Origin of the sequence: Nostoc favosum CHAB5714 (assembly GCF_020829495.1) — a bacterium.
Classification (GTDB): Bacteria; Cyanobacteriota; Cyanobacteriia; order Cyanobacteriales; family Nostocaceae; genus Nostoc; species Nostoc favosum.
Map to the genome: position 1 here is coordinate 1 of NZ_JAIVFQ010000009.1, position 21,732 is coordinate 21,732.

Here is a 21,732-nt window from a genome sequence, read left to right on the forward strand (position 1 = left end):
AGTTGTGAAAAAACCTGTATCAAAGTTTCGTTCTAAAAAGCCAACACACAGAGGTACTGGACAACCAGTTGAAGCTCCTAAATTTCATATCACTAATCAGTCTTTCAGCCTTAACTGAACCGTATTGCAATATGTCCTGCAAAAGGGTTTTGATTTTTAATCAGATCATCAATGGTAGATGTGGTAACAGTCATAGTGTTGTGAAATTAATGTGTGAGGAGTCAAATAAGGTTTAAGGTTTCAGGCGTGTGGCGTAGCAGCGTAATCCATCTAATTCTGTAGCTACCGAATCTTCAATTTTGTCGGGTGCGCTGTCTTCTACACTCCCGCCTTGCAGTTGCAAAATGTCGTCGGCTTGTGTTTCCAGCAGCCAATCATTAAACTCTGTACGACTGACGCGATCGCCAATTCCTCTTCTAATGCGGTAAATTGGCACCAGATTATTAAAGTTGTACTCATAGTTCAGCTTGTCGTAGACTTCCAACGCCACAGACTTAAACTCGTCGTAAGATGCGATTCCTTCTCTTCTCCTGTCGGAGACGCTGCGCGAACGAGACGCTACGCGAATGGAAAGCTCCGCTAACGCACTCTTCCCATTCACTGGTACATCTGCACCAGTTACCGCAACATCAAACTTACTAATCCACTTCACCAACGCATTCGCCGCCCAAGTACCGACAATCGTCCCTTCAAATTTAAAATTAGAACTTCTCAAACCCTCACCCAACACCTCTAAACCCTTGCCAGATGTCAGAGAGTATCCTTTTTTGGAGATTGCGATCGCACCCTGATTCTGCAATTCTTCAAATGAACCCTGATAATCTGCTACCTTCTGGCTTTTGGATACAATTCGCTTAGTGAGTTGACCCTTCTTAACTTCCTGCTGCGTTCCTCCCAAATCCCACAAAGCCAAAAGGAGACGAGTTCTAGTTTGGGCTGTATTTTTTGATGTCATATTGAATATAGTTTTTGGCAAAGATCATCATAGTAACTGTATCTTTTTAAATTATTTATCCCGAAAAGATAACCGAGAAATTGCTGAATATTTCAGCGTTTGGGCTAAATTGATTAATCAAAAAATCAACAATATATTTCCTTCGGATGAATACAGTTTCTCTCAAAGGCAGGATGGAATACTTGAGAAAATCGATCATCATAACAGTGAAACGCTGTAGCTGTGCAGTTGTAAATTGAGTGGTATATGTTCTTTCAATTCCAGGTGAAATAACAGGAATTCCAACTTTGTATTTGCAACAGCAAGGCTTTTAGTAAATACAGGTGATGACGAAATCCGATGAACACAGTATATAAAGAACGTAAAATAGTCTCGCGTCTATTTGCAGTGCTGCTTTCCGCATTGCTAACCGTACCCTTGCTGAGTAGCTGCGGAGGAGGTTCCCGAAACGCTTCAGTACCACCACCTGTTGATGATACTGCTGGTAGAACAGTGAGCGATCGCAACGCTACAAACCAACCCGAAGCTAAGAAAGGATTAGGTACGGGGCAAAAAGTGGCACTTTTGGCGGGAGCTGCGGCACTTTACTACATGTACAATCAACATAAGAATGCTCCAAAAGAAGGAGCGCAAGGTAAGTACTATCTTTCCAAGAACGGGCGTGTATACTACCGCGATGCTGAAAATCGCGCTCACTGGGTAACTCCACCATCAGAAGGAATTCGAGTACCAGAATCTCAAGCGCAACAATATCGGCAATTCCAAGGCTATAACGGGAGTTCTTCAGGTCGCGATCTAACTGGCATAACTTCATCCGCAGCTCCAGCACTTTAGATAGCGAAGCGTGTGTAAATAAGAAAGCGGGTTTCCCGGAGGATAACGCCGATCGCGCACGTCGGAAACACGAACTTAAATCAGGAGACAGATTATGGTAGATGAATTTTTCCGAAAGGCGAAGGATCTCTTGTTGGGAGGTAACGGCGATCAATCTGAAGATGCTGAATACCGTGATCGCAATGTCCGTCCAGCCAGCGAAGATCCCTACGGCGACCCCGCAGATATATCCTCTTACGGTGATGTACGTCCAGCCAGTGAAGATCCCTACGGCGACCCCGCAGATATATCCTCTTACGGCAACCTTATTCCAGCCAGCCAAGACCCCTATGGCGACCCTGGAGACATCGCGTCTTACGGTAATGTACGTCCAGCCAGTGAAGACCCCTACGGCGACCCCGCAGACCAAGGGGAATTTGGTAACGTCCGTCCAGCCAGCGAAGATCCCTACGGCGATCCCGCAGATGAGGATTACCGCCGTTAACGCGAAACTAATGTTGTAATGTTGCTTTTTAGAGGGTAATAAATTTTGGAATAACTAATAAATAAGGCAGAGGGATTTGAACCTACTGCCTTTTGTTTTTGCAGTTATTTCAAGATTGCAAAAAACTAAAACAATTTGATATTTAAAACATGACTGAATCAACGTCAGTTCGACCAACCTCTCCGTGCCTTGAACTAAAGTTCAAGTCTTTCGCTCTCCGACTCGGAGAGGGACGGTTTTACGTAGTAACACCAGGGAGAGGTTTCTTTATTAAGCATTACGAATTACGAATTATTTGCTCACTTGTTTTTACCCAAAATTTCCTGCGATCGCTCAATACTTTTACGCACAGATTGAGCCGAAGTATGCAAACCCTCTCTTTCGCCATCGGTGAGATTTAATTCCAATACACTTTCAATTCCACCGCATCCCAACCGACAGGGAACGCCAATTACAACATCTTCTAAACCGTATTCACCTTGTAGATACGCCGCCACAGGCAACAACCGCGACTGATTTAGCAAAATCGATTCTACCATCACACTAGTAGCCTGGGGAGTTAGGCGAAGAAGACATAATTATTAAAGTACAATTTTTATCGACAATAATTTAGGAGTTAGGAGTCAGAATTAATGCTGACTCCTAAATTAGACCTCTTTGACAAGCCCCTAACACCCCACCCCCAACCCCTCTCGAAGAGCGGGGAGGGGAGACAAAGCATAGCTTTGGCGGGGTGGGGTTCTTATTTTTAATTATTTAAACTCTTCAAGCTGATCCACACGTAACCAAACATTTGGCGTTGGCACTTTCCCGAACTTAATCAGGGCATAATCACCTTTGATATCTACAATTTCGCCCTTGCTGTCAAACAAATAGGCAGGAAAGCGAGTATCACTGGCTTTTGCTTCCAGACTGTTTTCCAGCTTCTCGCGGATAGCGCGAACCATATCTCCTTTTTTGACTGCCATGAATTCCCCTCTCAAATTTCTAGATTAGACTTATCCGCATTTTAAGAGACTTCCGAGTTAAAAACTTCTAACTCTTGTACAGACGCGATTAATCGCGTCTCTACTGCTAACTCCTGTACAGACGCGATTAATCGCGTCTCTCCTAACTCCTAACTCCCCGTAGCGTTTGACACTGTGGGCAAAAGTGACTAGATCGCCCAGCTAACCTAATCCGCATAATTGGAGTGTCACAAACTCGACAGGGTTCTCCAGCGCGGTTATAAACCCAGGCAACACCACCATAATTGCCGTTGACACCCTTAACACTTAAGAAATTACTAAAAGTCGTACCGCCAGCCTCAATGCTGGTTTCTAACACTTGAATTATCGCTGTTCGCAAACGCTCAATTTGCTTTAGCTGCAAATCTATACACAAGGTTTCAGGTAAAATTCCACTCTTAAACAGGGCTTCATCAGCATAAATGTTACCTAATCCCGCCACCACCGATTGATCGAGTAGTGCAGTCTTAATCGGACGGCGGCGATTTTGGAGTTTGAGAGCTAGATATTCAACAGTGAATTCGGGTGAAAATGGATCTGCTGCCAGTGTTGCCAAACCAGTCATAATACTTTCTACAGCAACACCAGGCGGAACCCACCACATTTTCCCGAAGGTACGCTGATCAACAAAGCGTAATTCCTGGTGTTCCCCAAAGAATAATCTAACCCGCGTGTGCTTATGTAATGGTTCATCTCGATGCAGCCATAGTAGTTGACCGGTCATTCGCAGATGAACCCCTAGCCAACCTGTGGAAGAGGGGGAAGAAAGTTCGGCTAGTAGATATTTACCGCGACGATGCCAAGTGGCAATGGCATTCGTTTTAATTCCATCAACAAACTCACCAACAGAAAACGGGTAGGCGATGGTGCGATCAAGCAATACATCTCCACCCGTAATTTCTTGGTTAAGGGTCAATTGATTTAGGCCCCTTCGGACTGTTTCAACTTCAGGCAGTTCAGGCATTCAAACTGATTAAGCAAGCAATTTTGATGTACTTGGGGGTTCAATAAAGAAGAGATAGAGTAGTAACTTACACAGCCTTAGATGGCTCGTCTTACTACCCTAGAGAAACCGTAAATACCCGCAGGGCAGCTTCTCATAGATTAGGGTAGGCTTGGGTGAAAGATGAATGAACTGAAATTTTCAGACTTCATACTTCAGACTTAAGACTACCCTTCATCATCGCATCAAACAAGCCCCTTGTAGCTTTGCTGCTATTTTTTAGGTGCTTTAGCCTTTGGTGCTTCAACCTCGACTAATTCATCCTGGGCAAAGTTGTTGGTATTGATACCAGCGTAATTGACCTTTTCAAAGCGGACAATTACAGGGTATTTGATGCCGCTTTGGTCAATGGAAGCCACAGTTCCTAGATCCTGAAACCAGTAGGATTCAGGGCGGAGAATACGTACTTTAGAACCACGTTGAACCATGATTATTTTCCCTTTTAGTTATCAATCGCCAATCTAGAGGGCTAATTGATTTCACTCTACAACCTGAAGGTAGCAGCAAGAGTCTTTGTTAAGTTATTTGTCTGAATTGGGAGTAGGGAGTGGGAATTGGGAATTGGGAATTGGGAATTGGGAATTGGGAATTGGGAATTGGGAATTGGGAATTGAATATTAATAGAACTTACGCATTGACAAAAAATACCAAATATGAATCAAGGTGAAAAACCATATCTTTCGTAAGGGCACAGCAAAAGCTTAGCCCCTACAGCATGGTCTATTTACGATCGCAGGATAATTAAGAAAAGCCTGAAAACTTCCTCAAGCTCGTTAATGCACATCAGAATGCATTTGTACAGTGCGTAAGTCCTAATTAATTATTCTTTCTCCCTCATCTCCCTCACCTCCCTTATCTCCCCCACTCCCTACTCCCCATTCCCCACTCCCTACCCAAAATTGAAAATTGTATTAGACACCACTTGACAAGGCACACGTTATAGCGTACCTTCGTTCGCAAGCGTTTATTTTGTAGAAGCTTATGTTTTAGTTAAGACAAACACACTTCCCTCGTTACCTCTGCCAATCCGCAGATCGTTATCTATATAGGTGATATCTAACCAGCCTTGCTGTTTATCACTCTTGATTGCAAAATCAATTCCGGGAAATTTTCTACCTGCTTCAATTTGTTGGATAAAAGTTACCGGAGAATTGTATTCTATTAAACGTTGTAAGCCGATAATAGACCGCTCAAATTTCACTTGGACACGCCGACCTGAAACTGGCTCAAATTTAGCAGCAACGCTGACTAATCCTTCCAAATAAGGTAAGCCATAAATCTCAGCTATGTTGTAAACACTGGCAGTATCCACCCGGATACACTGATAGATTTGACCCAGTTTGCACAAAGGTAGACCATCTAAGTTTAAAAGAGCCTTGCTGGTGGTGTATAGTAATCGCCAATCGCCATCAAGCAAATTGTTAGCTTCTACCGGACGGGGTGTAGGATTAAAATCTTCTAAATTGGCGATCGCTGCTAAGATAACCTGTTTCTGTAGCTCAGTCGCCAGTAGACCGCGATTAGTAAGTGCGATCGTATCTATAAGAGCCGCTTTTCCCATCATCGCCTGTCACCTCAAAAATCAGTCCTTTCCATCAGCATAAACAAGATATTCATGACCTATGTGTAGAGTCATAAAAATTACGACTAAATCGCTTGACCTAAGCCTTATGCCTATTAAATAAAAAATTTCTATCTGAATGCGGATTTATCAACGAAAGGGTTGAAAAGATAACTAAATAAATCCGTGCCAAGTGATAGACTCTAAATGTCAACTTACGTATACATTTTCTTGTCCTCCTCGATATGTTGAACTCTCCATTACGTGAAGTACCCCGTAATCAGCGAGCCGATGTTATCCCCTTAAAGCAAGAGTCCTCTTTGTTGGACTGGTTGCAAACCAACGGTCGGATCATCGCGCGTGACGTTCACGAACCGGATTTTCAAGATGACGAAGTAGAAATAGACTCTCTAATGGGTGTAGAAGATGGAATTGGCTACGACCTTGATGATGATGACAATATAGGAATCGCCGAGGATTAGCCTTTTCAGGCTAGCGACTTGGTAGTATCCCTAGTTGCTGATATTGAATTTTATATGTGTGGAGTGAAGGGAAACTTTTGTGGACGCTAAATTATCTCCTGAGCAAGGTTTAAATATTTCTGGAATCGCTCTAGCCTCTTTATTAACCGTAGGGCTAGCTACAACAGCATTTTTATTGGATTCGATCGCCAATAGGCTACCCTGGCAAAGTATGTCGTTAACCCTGCCACTACTATTGTGTGCTATGGGTTCAGGTGTCGTGGGCTATTGGGTAATACCCCTACTTCAAGCGCTCAAAACTGGACAAATAATTCGTGAAGATGGCCCCCAAGCCCATCTAAAAAAGGCAGGCACGCCAACAATGGGAGGTATATTTTTTATCCCTGTAGGTGTGATAATTGCCTGCATTTTGTCTAACTTTGCTACAGACGTGCTTGCAGTTTCGGCATTGACAATCAGCTACGGATTGATTGGCTGGCTCGACGATTGGCAAATTCTGCGCCGTAAATCAAATAAAGGTATATCTCCCGGAACGAAACTGGCTTTGCAGGTGGGTTTTGCGGCAGTGTTTTGTCTATGGCTGATGTTTAATCAACCTTCTAATATTACAAATATTGCTTTGCCTTGGGTTAGCTTCACACTACCCTTAGGATTCCTATTTTGGCCATTAGCAGGTTTTGTGCTAGTTGCAGAAAGTAATGCGACTAATTTAACAGATGGTATTGATGGCTTGGCAGCAGGAACAGTAGCGATCGCACTTTTGGCATTAGGTGCTTTAGTCGCACCTACAGCACCTGGGTTGATGGTTTTCTGTGCTGCATTAAGTGGTGGTTGCTTAGGTTTCTTAGCCCATAACCGTAACCCAGCCCGCGTTTTCATGGGAGATACCGGTTCTTTAGCACTGGGCGGCGCTTTAGCGGCTGTAGCGCTATTGACAAATACCCTAGTAGCTCTATTTATTCTCAGTGGTATCTTCTTCGTAGAAACTCTTTCGGTGATGGCACAGGTAACTTATTACAAAGCGACCAAAGGCCCTGATGGCAAAGGCAAGCGCCTCTTCAAAATGGCACCCTTACACCATCATTTAGAACTCACTGGCTGGTCAGAATTGCAAGTGGTTGGAGTATTTTATGTCATCGCTGCTATTTTGGCTGCCATCTGCTTGGCGTAGGCGCAGCCCGCCGCAGGCATCGCTCCATTCTGAATCATGTTTTGAGAAAATAGTCGAATACAAAATGACAACTCCCACTTCTCCAGGGAGTTGTTTTTTATATAGGAAATTCATGAGTTTCTGATCGGACTTACGCATTGACAAGAAATACCAAATGTGCAGCATCAAGGTTCAAAACCATATCTTTCGTAAGGGCACAGCATTGCTGTGCCCCTACAGCATGGTCTATTGACGATCGCAGGATAATTAAGAAAAGCCTGAAAACTTCCTCAAGATAGGTAATGCACATCACAATGCATTTGTACAGTGCGTAAGTCCTATCTGATTTCATGCTGGAAAGCCTGACACTCAATGCCAATTGAAGGGCTGCTCATTTCACTGCTTGAGGTTTTTTGAATTATGAATTATAAATTAAAAATTAAAAATTAATAATATTTGTTTACATACTCTATAACCCGATTCTTCCCTGTTCGCTTTGCCTCAAGCATCGCTTGATTTGCCCGATTCAGAAAATCCTTAACTGTAATCCCTGGTTCTGATACAGCTATTCCAAAAGAAGCGGTAATGCCTTCAAGAATTTGATCGCCGTCCTTCAATTGCATTTGTTCAACATCTACCCTTAATTGTTCTACTCGCTTCCTGAGGTTTTCTAGTGTCATATTAGGCATCACAATCACAAATTCTTCACCACCCCATCTGCAAGCAATGTCAAAAGAGCGAATAGATTTTAACAGCAGTTTTGCTAATCCCTGGAGAACAATGTTGGCAGTCAAATGCCCATAGCGCGAGTTGTAAGATTTGAAGTTATCGATATCAAGGAAAATAACACTAAGAGGTTCTCCCGACCGTTCAGCCTCCGCTAGTCTCTGTTCCGTTATGGTTTGCATATAGTTTTGATTGAATAGTTGGGTCATTCCATCCCGCAAATTATCATAGGTTAGACGTTGTTTTATTGAGAGGTTATTTAGTGCAATGCCTAAGGTTCTAGCAATAATCTCAGTAATTTGTTGATCTTCTGGACTGATTTCTTCAAGCGCATTGATGTGTAAGATCCCAACTACTTCGCCTTGTCCAAACAATGGGGCACATAAATGTGTGCCGCTAACAGGCTGTATTAAGTGATTGCACATTAGTCCTGAAGTATGAGGCGATAAAAGGTTTAATTTTCCTCTCCGCAATGCCCAACAATCAGATAGTGAAAATATTTCTTTACTGGTTATTTCATCTCCCCAAAAACTATTCATCTGAACATAATTCTTGGAATTAGCAATTATATAGATACAACCACTCATATTAGGAAACAGCTTAGAACAGGTTAAAGCGACCACTTGATACACCTCATCTTCAGATTCGCAGCAATAAAGCATATCCGCCATATCTGAGAGATATATAAGTTCCTGTTTTTTTGCCTCTAATTTCAGTGTTTTTTCTTCTAGCTGGCGATTTAGATCAGTGAGCGATCGCTGTGCTTCTATAGATTCTGTAATATCGATACTAATGCCACCGATGCGGCAAGCGCCCGTTGCGCCATCGCTAAACGGAAACTTAAACGATAGCCAGTAGCACGGCTGATCGTTACCAGGTATCTTTACCTCTTCAATCAGCTTCAAAGGGCGTAGAGTCTTCAAAACGACTTGATCGTTTTCGATAACCCGCCGCCCTTCTTCTGGATCTGGCAAGTATTCACTATCGGTTTTCCCCAACCATTCTTGTGGATCTACCGAAAATCTAGACTGTATCTCCTGGTTGTAATAAAGCACTCTCGATTGCTCATCTTTGATATAAGCTCCAAACGGGCCCTGATCTAGGAATAGCCGTTGTATCTGCTGACTGCGTTGAAGTTCGCGGGTGTCTTCTTGATGTCTGGCGATCGCTTCTACAATTTGATAAGCGGTTGGCATCAGGTAGAATAAGGCAGACAAGGAAACAAGCGCCATTACATCAAGTACGCCTAAGTGCAGCAGGGACACTCCTATATGTGGCTCAAAGATCGCCAGAAAGTGATAAAATCCGCAAAACAGTACGAATCCACCTGATAAGAAAAAGGCTAGCCAAAACTTAGAAGGGATGGTTGCCTTAGTTTTGGCAAAGAAAACCCCTATTAGTATAGGGATGCCAAAGTATGAAAATGCAGTGATGCCGTGAGCAATTATGCAATTCCAGTAAATAGGCTCCATTGTTGATCTAATATTAAAATTTTATCCGTTTAACTATAATTCTGGTATCTTCAAAATGTAAGTAGAGAAAGGATGATTTTTGTGACTTATGCCTTAGTTTTACAAAAGTTTTTATAGTAACTTTCTCAAAGGCTGCTCATTTTACCAAAGTCCTTGCACCGTGGAGAACCAATGGCTTTAGACATGGGAGAAATCGAAGTCATTAGTCATTAATAGTTTTTCAAAACCTTAGCACTTTTTCATACTAATGACTATTGACCAATACTTCTCTACGAGAGGCTGCGCCAACGACTACGCTCAGTACAAGTGACTAATGACTAATTACAAATCTGACTCACCAAGTGAGTGAGTTCGGGTAAAATCAATTTTTCCATTGCCAGTCGCACAGCATTACTGGAACCAGGAAGCGAGAAGATTAATTTATTTTGATAAACACCAGCAACAGCGCGAGAAGCGATCGCCCGCGAACCAATTTCTTGATAACTTAAAAAACGGAATAACTCACCAAATCCCGGTAAGGTTTTTTCCAGTAACTTCTCAATGGCATCATAAGTAGTATCTCTTGGTGCAATGCCTGTACCACCACTGAAAATTACAGCATTCAAATTTGAGCTTTTACGTAAATTTTCTATCTGCTCTTGAATTTGTATTGGTTCATCTTTGATAATTGTGTAGGCTCCTACAGCATGGTTAGCACCAAGGAGTAACTGTTGAATTAGCTGGCCACTTTTGTCTGTTTCAAAAGTGCGTGTATCGCTGACAGTAACCACAGCACAAGTTACCGTAATTCTAGGCGAGTCTGGGTGAGGTTGTGATGTCATAGTTGAGTCATAAATTTTTGCTCATAGATAATGGGGAATGGCGCATTGGGCATGACAATAATTACCGATGCCCGATGCCCGATTCCCTATGCCCTATGCCTCATTTTTGCTCAGTCCCAAATCGTTTTCTTCAGCATACCGTTCCATGAAGCGCATAAAGCGATCCCATTCTTGGGCAGATTTCATCACGTAAAGTGCTTCTAATGCTTCCGGTTTCCCGTTGACAAATTTAGCTTTAACTTCACGGGTAATTATCTCCCCATCTTCGTCAATCAAGTACATTCCGGTAATATCTTCGGTGCTACCTTGATCTAAAATCTTTGGATTGGTAAAAATAAATGTTGCTGTACCACTGTCACCAGTGCGCGATCGCGTCAAGCGCACCTCTGGAATTACTTCTTCGTCAAGACCTCTAGAAAACTGGATTTTCGCCATGATGACTGAATTTAAACTTTTGTGATGGTTAATTTAATATTCTCTCATCAATTAGAACACCACGGTCTAGAGGCTACTGTTATTCATCTTTTTAGTGTATATACTTAAATTGCTTCTTTTTCAAGTAACAAAGTTACTGGGCCATCATTCTCAATTGTAACATGCATCATTGCACCAAATTGACCTGTTTCCACCTGCAAACCGCTAGCTTTTAACTTGGTAACAAAATGATTATACAAATCTGCTGCTGATTGGGGAGCGGCTGAACGGTCAAAAGAAGGACGGCGACCTTTGCGACAGTCACCGTAAAGGGTAAACTGACTGACTACTAACAAATCCCCGCCAATTTCTTGTATAGATTTTTGCCAGCGATCGTCTCCTTCCTCGTCAGGAAACAACCGTAATTCCAAACACTTACGCACCATCCAGTCGATTTCAACATCAGTGTCGGTATTGGCTATGCCTACGAGCAAATTTAGCCCCCGCCCAATTTTGCCGACAATTTCACCATTAACTGTAACTTGAGATGATTTGACTCGCTGGATAACAACGCGCATTTGAATTAATTCGTAATTCGTAATTCGTAATTCGTAATTCGTAATTATTGGCGAAACACTCGCGCGTAAACACAGGGGAGTGAGGAAGGGATGTCTACGACGGGCTACGCCTACGCTATTTTCTCATTTTCATTCTTCAAAATCGATGGCGGAGCCATTGGGAATGCATTCCCAGGTGGAACCTGGGAACGTACAGACGCGATTAATCGCGTCTCTGCTAACTTTTACTTGCCAAATCCTTTACCGCGAGAGGTTGAAGGTAGACAAATGCAGTTTTCAAGTTGACTAATTAAAGCCTCACGATCTAAATTTTGACCAATTAGCACGATTTGGTTTTTTAGTTTACCTTGCCATTCATCATCATCCAAAGTAAAGCGTTTACCACAAAGGTGGAAAATATGACGCTTCGGACTTTCATCAAACCACATAATCCCCTTCGCTCGGAAGATATTTGAGGGTAGCTGGTTATCTAAGAAATACTGAAACTTCCTAATAGAAAAAGGCTTATCACTTTGGAAAGAGATGGAAGTAAAACCATCATTTTCTAAATGGTCAGAATGATGGTGATCGTGGTGATCGTGGTCATGGTCGTGATGATCGTGACCGCATGTTGAGTGGTCATGATCATCATGGTCGTGATGTTCATGATCGTGATGGTCGTGTTCATCCACCACTGTGTCAAAATATTTATCAGACTCAAACAGACCAACACTGAGAATTAACGGAAGTGGCACTTGCGATCGCGTGGTGCGGAGAATTCTCGCTCCTTCCTTAACTTCGTTAATTTTTGTTTCTAACTCATTTAAAGTGGCTTCATCAACCAAATCAGTCTTGTTCAGTACAATTACATCACCATAAGCAATCTGGCTGTATGCTGCCTGAGAGTTAAATAAATCTAGGCTGTAATTAGCCGCGTCTACTACGGTAATAATCGAATCTAAGCGAGTTAAATCTCGCAATTCTGTACCCAGAAATGTTAAAGCTACTGGTAGTGGATCTGCCAATCCAGTTGTTTCCACAACTAGATAATCTAGATTTTCTTGCCGTTCTAAAACTTTGTAAACTGCATCTACTAAATCATTATTAATAGTGCAGCAGATACAACCATTATTTAGCTCCACCATGTTCTCACCAGTGGAAACAATTAGCTCGTTATCGATGCCAATTTCGCCAAATTCATTCACGAGAACGGCGGTTTTCAAACCCTGTTGGTTGTTGAGGATATGATTGAGTAAAGTCGTCTTGCCACTACCGAGGAAACCCGTAATAATTGTTACTGGCATTCCTTGTTTGGGCGTATCCATTGCCGAAGATTCGGGTGTAACTGCTGATTGCATAGCGCTGTTATCAAATAGTCAAAAAATAGTAATGTAGCGCAGATAGTCGAGAAAACACTAGCGCCGCTACGCGGAAGTCAAAAATCAAAAGTCAAAAGTCAAAAACCTTTGATTTCTGGGCTTTCGAGATTTTGTCCAATAGTATGTTGATTTCCGCCGTGACGTACTAGCATAGGGATGCTGGACTGTCATCCCAGCTGCTTTACCCTATTATTACGTATCTTCTTATTTCAGCATTACTCTGTTATGACCCTAACTCTTTACAATACCCTCACCCGTCGTCAAGAACCGTTTGAAACAGTCGAAGCAGGCAAGGTTAAGATGTATTACTGCGGCGTGACGGTGTACGACTACTGCCATTTGGGTCATGCGAGAGCTTGCATTGTTTGGGATGTAATCCGCCAATACCTCCAGTTTATCGGCTATGAAGTGCGATATATCCAAAATTTTACCGATATTGATGACAAGATTCTCAATCGAGCCTGTGTTGAACATTCATCAATGGAAGCTGTAGCCGATCGCTTTATCAAAGCATATTTTGAGGATATGGCGCGATTGGGAATCAAAGAAGCTGATGAATATCCCCGTGCTACTCATACGATGAATGGCATTCAACGGTTAATTCATGAGTTGGAAAATAAAGGGTTTGCTTACCCTGCTGACGGCGATGTGTATTATGCAGTCCGGCAGTTTGCTGAGTATGGCAAGCTTTCTGGACGCAAGTTAGAAGATATGCAAGCCGGGAAAAGCGATCGCGTCAATGTAGAAGATCCAGAATATCAAAAAAAGAAAGACCCCTTTGATTTTGCTTTGTGGAAGGCAGCAAAACCGGGAGAACCAGCTTGGGAATCACCTTGGGGCGCAGGTCGTCCGGGGTGGCATATAGAATGCTCGGCAATGGTGCGCGATCGCCTGGGTGATACCATAGATATTCATGCTGGTGGTGCTGACTTAATTTTTCCCCACCACGAAAACGAAATTGCCCAATCTGAAGCTGTAACAGGAAAACCCCTGGCGCGTTACTGGTTACATAACGGCATGGTGAAGGTAGATGGTGAAAAAATGTCCAAATCTTTGGGCAACTTTATCACTATTCGAGAATTGCTGGATCGAGGAGTTGATCCGATGGCAGTGCGGTTGTTCGTACTGACCGCTCAATATCGCACACCCATAGATTTTACCGACGAAGCGATCGCCGCAGCAACCAACGGTTGGCACACCATTAAAGAAGGTTTACTCTTCGGCTACCAATACGGTAAAAAACTAGGCTGGGAACTAGAAAAGGGGGAAAATTCCCCAATCCGAAATCCAAAATTTAAAATCCAAAATTCAGATGTTGAACGTTTCCAAGAAACTGTGAATAACGACTTTAATTTTCCTGGTGGGTTAACAGTGCTGTTTGAATTAGCCAAAGAACTGCGCCGTGAGGGAAATATTATTGTGCATGAAGGGAAAACCGAAACTTCCCCTGATGAGTTAAAGCGTCAATGGCAAACTCTCGTCACATTAGCTGGAGTTTTAGGTTTAGAAGCCGAGATAGAAGCGGAACCTGACAAGAGTAATGGTTTAAGCGATGCGGAAATTGAAGCAAAAATTCAGCAAAGGCAAGAAGCACGTAAAGGCAAGAATTTTGCCGAAAGCGATCGCATTCGTGACGAACTCCAAGCAGAAGGTATTACGCTAATTGATAGCCGTGATGGCACACGCTGGCATCGGAATTAGAGGGGAGATGAAGGGATGAGGGAGATGAGGGGGATGAGGGAGTGAGGGAGTGAGGGAGATGAGGAAGAATAACCAATACCCAATGCCCAATGCCCAACGCCCAATGCCCAATGCCCAATGCCCAATGCCCAATGCCCAATGCCCAATGCCCCATGCCCCATGCCCAATTCCCCATTCCCTTAAATTATGTGGCCTGAACTCAAAAAAGCGATCGCTAGTTTTGATATTCCTGCTGATTGGATTGGTATTAGAGCCGTAAAGGAGACTTCTACAACCCGTTCAGTCCGTGACGGCTTACCCCAGGTAAATGGCAAATCTTTTACTGTAGGAGCCATGCTGGAAGTTTTGGCAAATGGCTGTCTGGGTTATGCAGCAACTAACTCTCTGGAACTGTCTTCCCTAAAAGCTGCTGCCGAAACAGCCTATAAACAAGCACTAGCAGCCAGTGAATGGTGGATACATCCCTTCGGTGAAAGTGAGCGCCCTAAAGTCGTTGGTGAATATAAATCTCCATATCTTGAGCCATTGGATGCTCTGAGTCCGGGAGAAATCAACGATTTACTAGTTCGGATTTGCCAAACACTGAAAGTTGACGACAAGATTGTGCAAACCATAGCCAGTGCTAGCACCATTGAGAGAGAGTCTTGGTTTATTAGCAGTAACGGCTCAGAAGTCTATCAAAAAATTCTATCTATAGGCACTCATTATGGAGCTACCGCCCAAGATGGTGCGGTTGTACAGCAACGCAGTAACAATGGTTCTCAGGCAAACTGTTACCAAGGTGGACTAGAACTTTTAAAACAAGAAAACTTATGGTATCGGGTGCGGCAAATTGGCGAACAAGCAGTAGAACTCTTGACAGCAGAAGAATGCCCTACCACTCGTACCAATTTAGTTTTAGCCTCAGACCAAATGATGCTGCAAATCCATGAAAGTGTCGGGCATCCTCTAGAAATTGACCGAATTTTGGGAGATGAGCGTAACTATGCTGGGGGCAGCTTCGTTAATAAAAGTGATTTTGGCAACCTAGTATATGGTTCGCCACTGATGAACATTACCTTTGATCCCACCGTGCCTGGTGAATTTGCCAGCTATGGCTTTGATGATACGGGTGCTGTAGCAACAAAGGAATATTTGGTTAAAGAAGGAGTACTGCAACGGGGTTTAGGCAGTCTAGAGAGTCAAGCAAGAGCAGGTGTACCAGGAGTTGCCTGTGCCCGTGCTTGCTCATGGAATAGACCTGCGATCGATCGCATGGCAAACTTAAATTTAGAGCCTCTAAACGCTAGCTTTGAAGACATTATTGGCGGGATAGAACACGGCGTTTACATGGAATCTAACCGATCTTGGTCAATTGACGATCGCCGCTACAAATTCCAATTTGGTTGCGAGTACGCTAAATTAATTGAAAACGGTAAACTTACCAAAACCCTCCGCAATCCCAACTATCGCGCCACAACACCAGAGTTTTGGCACAGCTTAATCCAAGTAGGAAATGCCACAAACTGGCAAATGTATGGTACTCCTTATTGTGGTAAAGGAGAACCAAATCAGGCTATTTGGGTAGGACATGGTTCACCTGTTTGTGTATTTGCTAATGTCGAAGTTTTTGGTGGAGGAACGTGAAAAAAGTTAGGAGTTGAAAGTTATGAGTTAGGAGTTAAAAAAATCTTCAACTCATAATTCATAACTCCTAACTCCTAACTCCTCACTTTCTCCCTTTCCCCACTCCCTATTAATATTTAATATCTATGAAAATTGAGGAATTATCTGCGTTAGAAGTCAGCTTTAATCAACTGATTGAAACTCTGCTGATTAAAAAAGCCGAAAGTGAACAATTCACTGTGAAACTCAGCAGTGAAAGAAGTCAATTTACTCGTTTCAATCATGCGAAAGTGCGACAAAGTGGTTGTGTTGCTGATGGTTGGATCGAACTGACTTTGATGGCAGATCAGCGCAGCAGTGTTCGGCAGTTTCCTTTTACTGGAAATTGGGATGTAGATTGGCAGTTAGCATATACTGCTTTGCAGGAACTACGTGACGAACTTATTCTACTACCCATAGATCCGTATCTAGTTTTGCCATCAGGAAATAATACCAGTAGAGAAATACATTCTGGGAATTTATTGGCAGATGAGGCAGTAGTACCAACTGTGCTAAAACTAGTTGCTGAATTAGATTTTACAGGGATATATGCCGGGGGATTGGTAGTTAAAGCTTATGGTGATTCCAACGGTCAAAAACACTGGTTTGCTACTGATTCTTTTACATTAGATTATTCTCTATTTTCCACCTCTGGACAAGCAGTTAAGGGCACATTTGCTGGGAGTAATTGGGATATATCTGCATATATAGCCAAAATTAGCGAAGCCAAAAAGCAACTAGAACTGCTTGCTCGCCCAGCTAAAGAATTGCCACGGGGACAATACAAAACTTATTTTGCACCTGCTGCTGTTGCAGATTTATTAGTAATGCTTTCCTGGGGAGCAGTAAGCGAAGCTGATATCCAACAAGGAAACAGTGCTTTAGCTGCTTTATCGCGTCAAGAAAAACAACTTTCTCCAAGATTTAGTTTGAAAGAAAACTTTCAACGAGGATTAGTGCCGCGATTTAATGAATTGGGAGAAATAGCAGCACCGGAGTTACCTGTAATAGAAAAAGGACATTTGGTAAATACTTTGGTGAATTCTCGGACTGCTAAGGAATATCAGATAATTGCCAACGGTGCTAATGGTTCAGAGACTTTACGAGCGCCAGAAGTGACTACTGGGAATTTAGTATTTGAGCAGATTCTTCCGAGTTTAGATACCGGATTATATGTATCTAATTTACATTACTTGAATTGGAGCGATCGCCACACTGGTAGAATCACAGGTATGACCCGTTATGCTTGTTTTTGGGTAGAAAATGGAGAAATTATTGCCCCCATTGAAAACTTACGTTTTGACGAAAGTCTCTATCGTTTTTGGGGAGATAAGTTAGTAGATTTGACCAATTTTCAGGAGTTTATTCCCGAAGTAAGTACTTATGAAAGTCGTCAACTTGGAGGTAGTTTAGTTCCCGGTATGCTAGTAAATGATTTTACATATACTTTGTAATCATTTGCTCACAGGAAATCAAAAGCCAACAGATAGAAATCGGCTCTATCGCTTCCTTTATAGTTCCTAGTATTAAATCCATACTGCTTTTTTAAACCTGTTATTCTTATAGAGAAAAAGTTTTACAGTTTTCCAACTTTGTATTAAATAGCGTAAGTCACTTTAGGATCAAGGAAGCGATAGAACCGAGAAATCTACCCTAATATCATGTTCGCTTGATTACTTATTAAATCCGAAGAACCCCACCCCGCCAAAGCTACGCTTTGTCTCCCCTCCCGAAAAGCGGGAAGGGGAGTAAGGGGCGGGGTGCAATAACTGTAAGAATCATAACTAATTATGCGGACATGATATAAGAGCTAATTTGTAAACTAGAGTAAAGTCTTTGATTCGTAAGGGTTTCAGGAATTTGAGCCAATCAAGCGCTTATTCTCTGAAAGTAATGCCCAGCAATCAATTGTATATCCTTAAGATTTTCTTTACGAATCAGCTCTAAGAGGATGTTTGAAAAGTATTGGGCCGATAGAAATCGCTACTACACAAACGTTCGCGTAGCGTCCCGTAGATAAGGGAGTTTTCCCCGTGAACAACTGGCGCACGATTTATAATCGTCAGGGCTATAGCAATCCGAATTGAAACGTGAGAAAATACGAAGATTAAAAGTACGTAATTATAGGCTTTTCAACAATATTTTCTCTCACAAATGATTTAGGATTGCTATAGTAATAAATTAGACTTTACAAACATCCTCTAACGGGCGGGTGACATTGGAGCTAATGACAAACAAACTATTAAGCTAGAGCGACGTAAACATCAGCATTTCCAAAACCAACAATATCATTGCGACCATCGCCGTTGATATCGCCAAGTTGACGCGGATATTGGTTAAAGCTAGTCCATCCGCCATCAACCACAGAAAAATTATCGCTTTGAGCTACAAACAACGGCCCGAAAGTGCCATTGGTTTGACCTAGAGCGGCATAGACATCACTATTTCCAAAACCGACAATATCATCGAGACCATCGCCGTTGATATCACCAAGCTGACGCGGATATTGGTTAAAGCTAGTCCATCCGCCATCAACGACAGAAAAATTATTGTCCTGAGCTACAAACAACGGCCCGAAAGTGCCATTGCTTTGACCTAGAGAGACATAGACATCACTATTTCCAAAACCGACAATATCATCACGACCATCGCCGTTGACATCACCAAGCTGACGTGGATATAGGTCAAAGCTAGTCCATCCGCCATCAACGACAGAAAAATTATCGCTTTGAGCGACAAATATCGAACCGAAAGTGCCATTGGTTTGACCTAGAGCGACGTAGACATCACTATTTCCAAAACCGACAATATCATCACGACCATCGCCGTTGACATCACCAAGCTGACGTGGATATAGGTCAAAGCTAGTCCATCCGCCATCAACGACAGAAAAATTATTGCTTTGAGCGACAAATATCGAACCGAAAGTGCCATTGCTTCTACCTAGAGAGACGTAGACATCACTATTTCCAAAACCGACAATATCATCGAGACCATCGCCGTTGACATCACCAAGCTGACGTGGATATTGGTTAAAGCTAGTCCATCCGCCATCAACGACAGTAAAATTATCGCTTTGAGCGACAAATATCGGGCCAAAAGTGCCATTGCTTTGACCTAGAGCGGCGTAGACATCACTATTTCCAAAACCGACAATATCATCGCGACCATCGCCGTTGATATCACCAAGCTGACGCGGATATAGGTCAAAGCTAGTCCATCCGCCATCAACGACAGTAAAATTATTGTCCTGAGCGACAAATATCGGACCGAAAGTGCTCATTATAATGCTCCTTTAATCAATCATATTGCGCGTAGTAAAACCACGTACCTATTTAGGATTCAGTTTTACTTCCGGAAACTACGCTAATCATTTACAAACCTTTACACCTTTTTTATGACAGATTCTAACTACCAAGCCATGACTGATGAAGAGTTGCAAGACTGGGTTCGCTACCATCCCAAAGATGTAGAAGCCTTCCACATTCTCATGGATAGATTAGAGCAACGTCCAAAAGTGTTTTGCAGCACAGATGAAGAAATTGAAGCCGAATTGCAAAAGCGAATTAACCAATCGCGATCGCAGTGAAGGATACTGGGGACTGGGGATTAAGTAATTTTTCCAGTATCCAGTACCCATTTTTCTGAGTTTTAAACACAAATATCATTAATTAAATTCTCCCAATACTAAAATCATCTATTTCTGTAAATTGCATTAATTACAATATCTTTGATAAGTAGGTAAATAATTAATAAGCTCAATAAAAGTTGCCCAAATTGAAGAATTGGATCTAATCGCCAGCCTTGGAAAGTTAAAATAAACCCACACAAAAACATTATAATTGGCGTAAATATCGCTTGGATAATATAAAGTGCTAAAGCCCAACTCGTAAGTCTTGCTCCATATTTGACTAGCCAAAATACCATAAAAATCAAGTAAAATACTCCTAAAAGCAAATAAATAAGTCCCAGTATACTAGCTGAATTTGCTCCAAAGTTAACTTGAGCTAAAGCAAGCATTTTTGAAAAACCCTATTTAATTAAAAGCCAAAATTTTAAATCTATTACCAGTTAGGTATAGAAAAGCAAAAGTCTTTATTTATAAAAATTGTTGGGTTAAGCAATAGCGAAACCCAACCAATAATTTTTTCTCATCTCTCGTTAAAACCTCTATTTTTTCTTAGCAGGAGGTGAATTGCGCTGAGTGAGGTTATCAATTTGCAATTGTTGCCGTCCGTTGGTGATAATTCGCAACATCTGCTTGAGATCCTGCTCAATATTTTCCAGGATGCCATCGGCATAAGCATCAGCACCATCTTCAATTTCTTGAGCCTGAGCGATCGCAGTTTGCCTCATTTGCTCTAACTCTTGTTGACAAGCATACCGTTTACGCTCAATCTCGGAGAGAGTTTCTTGCATTATTGCCTCACACTCTTGTTGCACTTGTCGCCGCAGTTGTTCAGCTTCTTGTTCTGCCTGTTGAATAATATCGCTTTCAGCTAAAATTTGCGCTCTTTTAGCTTGCGCGACCTCAACAACCTGCTGTCCATACTCTTCCGCTTCCAGCAGAATTTCGTCCTTTTGCTTGAGGATAGCTGCTGCTTCTTGAAAAAGCGATGGTAAGGCAAGCCGGATGTAATCAAGCTGATCCAGGAGCTTTTCTTCATCTATGAGAGTGCGTCCCGTCAGAGGAATCCTGAGACTAGAGAGAACCATTTCCTCTAGGCGGTTGAGTTCCTCCTGAATATCTATGCTTCCCTCTCCACTGAGATGCTCTTGAGGGGGGGGATTGCTTCCGTTGAGATTGGGTTCAACATTGGAGAGTTCTGATTGTAGCATTGGTATATATCTAGGGCAATGTGTGGGGGAACGAGATGATCGATAGAGCCACCAAACCTTGCAATCTCTTTTACCACACTACTACTTAAAAAACTATACTCATTTGAGGTTGCGAGAAAAACTGTTTCTATTTGGGTAGAAAGAGTTTTATTGGTGTGAGCCATTTGCAGTTCCACTTCAAAATCTGACACAGCCCGTAAACCCCGCAGCAAAACTTGTGCTTGTCGCATTTGGGCATAGTTGACGGTAAGACCATCAAAGCTGTCTACTTCTATATTAGGTAGATGTTGTGTAGAAAGACTGATCTGATCTAGCCGTTGCTCCACGCTAAAAAGTGGCATTTTGTTGGGGTTCCGCAGTACAGCGACAATCACCCGCTCAAACAGCCGACTACCGCGCCCGATGAGGTCAAGGTGTCCCAAGGTGATGGGGTCGAAGCTACCAGGATAAATAGCAATCACAATTTTAGATATATCAAAGTTGTTTAGGTGATTATATCGAAACTCTTTTGTGTAACTTACTCAAATTTACCATCTTGCGCTCTGAGTAAGGATGCTAAACTCAATTGTTTTGCTGTTACAAGTTATGCTCAACTAGGCGTTAGGAACTATAGCGGTGCAATCTAGTCAGAACCTCACCCCGCATTTGAGTAAAGCAAACGCTCCCCTCTCCGATGCTTTGGAGAGGGGTTGGGGGTGAGGTT

General features: G+C 42.4%; 23 protein-coding genes and 1 pseudogene. 9 read left to right on the plus strand and 15 right to left on the minus strand.

From position 1 onward, the window contains the following. Positions 1–232 precede the first annotated feature (232 nt). A complete protein-coding gene (locus LC586_RS08830; RefSeq protein WP_229484198.1) occupies positions 233–955 on the minus strand; it encodes a hypothetical protein in 723 nt (240 codons plus the stop codon). 339 nt (positions 956–1,294) lie between these two features. Here LC586_RS08830 and LC586_RS08835 point away from each other — a divergent pair, with 339 nt between their 5' ends. After that, positions 1,295–1,789 carry a hypothetical protein gene (locus tag LC586_RS08835; RefSeq protein ID WP_229484199.1) on the plus strand — a complete coding sequence of 165 codons (495 nt, stop codon included), beginning with the start codon at positions 1,295–1,297 and terminating at the stop codon, positions 1,787–1,789. 94 nt (positions 1,790–1,883) lie between these two features. Beyond that, positions 1,884–2,273: a translation initiation factor gene (locus LC586_RS08840; protein WP_229484200.1), complete on the plus strand. Its 390-nt coding sequence runs from the start codon at positions 1,884–1,886 to the stop codon at positions 2,271–2,273. A gap of 299 nt (positions 2,274–2,572) precedes the next feature. On the opposite strand, the pseudogene LC586_RS08845 reads toward LC586_RS08840, so the two are convergent. The 5 genes and pseudogenes from LC586_RS08845 to LC586_RS08865 all read right to left on the minus strand — a co-directional run. Further along, positions 2,573–2,824: pseudogene (locus LC586_RS08845) on the minus strand (malate dehydrogenase); the annotation flags it as partial. 201 nt (positions 2,825–3,025) lie between these two features. Then, positions 3,026–3,241, minus strand: coding sequence for an NAD(P)H-quinone oxidoreductase subunit O (locus LC586_RS08850; protein ID WP_229484201.1), 216 nt, complete (start codon positions 3,239–3,241; stop codon positions 3,026–3,028). Positions 3,242–3,383: 142 nt separating this feature from the next. Next, positions 3,384–4,244 carry a DNA-formamidopyrimidine glycosylase gene (locus LC586_RS08855; RefSeq protein WP_229484202.1) on the minus strand — a complete coding sequence of 287 codons (861 nt, stop codon included), beginning with the start codon at positions 4,242–4,244 and terminating at the stop codon, positions 3,384–3,386. 251 nt (positions 4,245–4,495) lie between these two features. Beyond that, the gene (locus LC586_RS08860) at positions 4,496–4,711 is read right to left on the minus strand and encodes a photosystem I reaction center subunit IV (protein WP_109011287.1); all 216 of its coding nucleotides are present in this window, start codon (positions 4,709–4,711) and stop codon (positions 4,496–4,498) included. 551 nt (positions 4,712–5,262) lie between these two features. Next, on the minus strand, positions 5,263–5,847 hold the full coding sequence (locus LC586_RS08865; RefSeq protein WP_229484203.1) for a PAP/fibrillin family protein: 585 nt from the start codon (positions 5,845–5,847) through the stop codon (positions 5,263–5,265). A 242-nt stretch (positions 5,848–6,089) separates the two neighbouring features. On the opposite strand from LC586_RS08865, the gene LC586_RS08870 reads away from it, so the two are divergent. Together LC586_RS08870 and mraY are read left to right on the plus strand one after the other, a co-directional pair. Then, the gene (locus LC586_RS08870) at positions 6,090–6,326 is read left to right on the plus strand and encodes a DUF3134 domain-containing protein (RefSeq protein WP_229484204.1); all 237 of its coding nucleotides are present in this window, start codon (positions 6,090–6,092) and stop codon (positions 6,324–6,326) included. 79 nt (positions 6,327–6,405) lie between these two features. Further along, positions 6,406–7,497, plus strand: a complete 1,092-nt coding sequence (gene mraY / locus LC586_RS08875; protein ID WP_229484205.1) for a phospho-N-acetylmuramoyl-pentapeptide-transferase — start codon at positions 6,406–6,408, stop codon at positions 7,495–7,497. 425 nt (positions 7,498–7,922) lie between these two features. Here mraY and LC586_RS08880 read toward each other — a convergent pair whose 3' ends face one another. The 5 genes from LC586_RS08880 to LC586_RS08900 all read right to left on the minus strand — a co-directional run bounded on the left by LC586_RS08880 (position 7,923) and on the right by LC586_RS08900 (position 12,824). Then, the gene (locus tag LC586_RS08880; protein ID WP_229484206.1) at positions 7,923–9,674 is read right to left on the minus strand and encodes a diguanylate cyclase domain-containing protein; all 1,752 of its coding nucleotides are present in this window, start codon (positions 9,672–9,674) and stop codon (positions 7,923–7,925) included. A gap of 317 nt (positions 9,675–9,991) precedes the next feature. After that, on the minus strand, positions 9,992–10,495 hold the full coding sequence (locus tag LC586_RS08885; RefSeq protein ID WP_229484207.1) for a MogA/MoaB family molybdenum cofactor biosynthesis protein: 504 nt from the start codon (positions 10,493–10,495) through the stop codon (positions 9,992–9,994). A 93-nt stretch (positions 10,496–10,588) separates the two neighbouring features. Then, a complete protein-coding gene (gene psb28, locus LC586_RS08890) occupies positions 10,589–10,930 on the minus strand; it encodes a photosystem II reaction center protein Psb28 (protein WP_229484208.1) in 342 nt (113 codons plus the stop codon). Between the two features lie 104 nt (positions 10,931–11,034). Continuing rightward, on the minus strand, positions 11,035–11,487 hold the full coding sequence (gene dtd, locus LC586_RS08895; protein WP_229484209.1) for a D-aminoacyl-tRNA deacylase: 453 nt from the start codon (positions 11,485–11,487) through the stop codon (positions 11,035–11,037). Positions 11,488–11,711: 224 nt separating this feature from the next. Continuing rightward, positions 11,712–12,824 (minus strand): CobW family GTP-binding protein, encoded by a 1,113-nt coding sequence (locus LC586_RS08900; protein ID WP_229484210.1) that lies wholly within the window; start codon positions 12,822–12,824, stop codon positions 11,712–11,714. Positions 12,825–13,070: 246 nt separating this feature from the next. On the opposite strand from LC586_RS08900, the gene cysS reads away from it, so the two are divergent. From cysS to LC586_RS08920, 4 genes are all read left to right on the plus strand, one after another. After that, positions 13,071–14,546 carry a cysteine--tRNA ligase gene (cysS, locus tag LC586_RS08905; RefSeq protein ID WP_229484211.1) on the plus strand — a complete coding sequence of 492 codons (1,476 nt, stop codon included), beginning with the start codon at positions 13,071–13,073 and terminating at the stop codon, positions 14,544–14,546. A gap of 58 nt (positions 14,547–14,604) precedes the next feature. Then, positions 14,605–14,805, plus strand: coding sequence for a hypothetical protein (locus LC586_RS08910; RefSeq protein WP_229484212.1), 201 nt, complete (start codon positions 14,605–14,607; stop codon positions 14,803–14,805). Then, the gene (locus LC586_RS08915) at positions 14,733–16,172 is read left to right on the plus strand and encodes a TldD/PmbA family protein (protein WP_229484213.1); all 1,440 of its coding nucleotides are present in this window, start codon (positions 14,733–14,735) and stop codon (positions 16,170–16,172) included. The genes LC586_RS08910 and LC586_RS08915 overlap by 73 nt, the downstream gene beginning before the upstream one ends. Before the next feature lie 125 nt (positions 16,173–16,297). Then, the gene (locus LC586_RS08920) at positions 16,298–17,644 is read left to right on the plus strand and encodes a TldD/PmbA family protein (protein WP_229484214.1); all 1,347 of its coding nucleotides are present in this window, start codon (positions 16,298–16,300) and stop codon (positions 17,642–17,644) included. A 788-nt stretch (positions 17,645–18,432) separates the two neighbouring features. Here LC586_RS08920 and LC586_RS08925 read toward each other — a convergent pair. Beyond that, positions 18,433–19,473: an FG-GAP repeat domain-containing protein gene (locus LC586_RS08925; protein ID WP_229484215.1), complete on the minus strand. Its 1,041-nt coding sequence runs from the start codon at positions 19,471–19,473 to the stop codon at positions 18,433–18,435. Positions 19,474–19,587: 114 nt separating this feature from the next. On the opposite strand from LC586_RS08925, the gene LC586_RS08930 reads away from it, so the two are divergent. Then, entirely contained in the window at positions 19,588–19,779 is a 192-nt protein-coding gene (locus LC586_RS08930; RefSeq protein WP_229484216.1) for a DUF6887 family protein, read from the plus strand. A gap of 104 nt (positions 19,780–19,883) precedes the next feature. Here LC586_RS08930 and LC586_RS08935 read toward each other — a convergent pair whose 3' ends face one another. The 3 genes from LC586_RS08935 to coaD all read right to left on the minus strand — a co-directional run bounded on the left by LC586_RS08935 (position 19,884) and on the right by coaD (position 21,490). Beyond that, positions 19,884–20,210: a Ycf66 family protein gene (locus LC586_RS08935; RefSeq protein ID WP_229484217.1), complete on the minus strand. Its 327-nt coding sequence runs from the start codon at positions 20,208–20,210 to the stop codon at positions 19,884–19,886. Between the two features lie 150 nt (positions 20,211–20,360). Beyond that, complete coding sequence (locus tag LC586_RS08940; protein ID WP_229484218.1) at positions 20,361–21,029, minus strand: DivIVA domain-containing protein; 669 nt, start codon at positions 21,027–21,029, stop codon at positions 20,361–20,363. Beyond that, a complete protein-coding gene (gene coaD, locus LC586_RS08945) occupies positions 20,939–21,490 on the minus strand; it encodes a pantetheine-phosphate adenylyltransferase (RefSeq protein WP_229484219.1) in 552 nt (183 codons plus the stop codon). The genes LC586_RS08940 and coaD overlap by 91 nt, the downstream gene beginning before the upstream one ends. Positions 21,491–21,732: the final 242 nt, after the last annotated feature.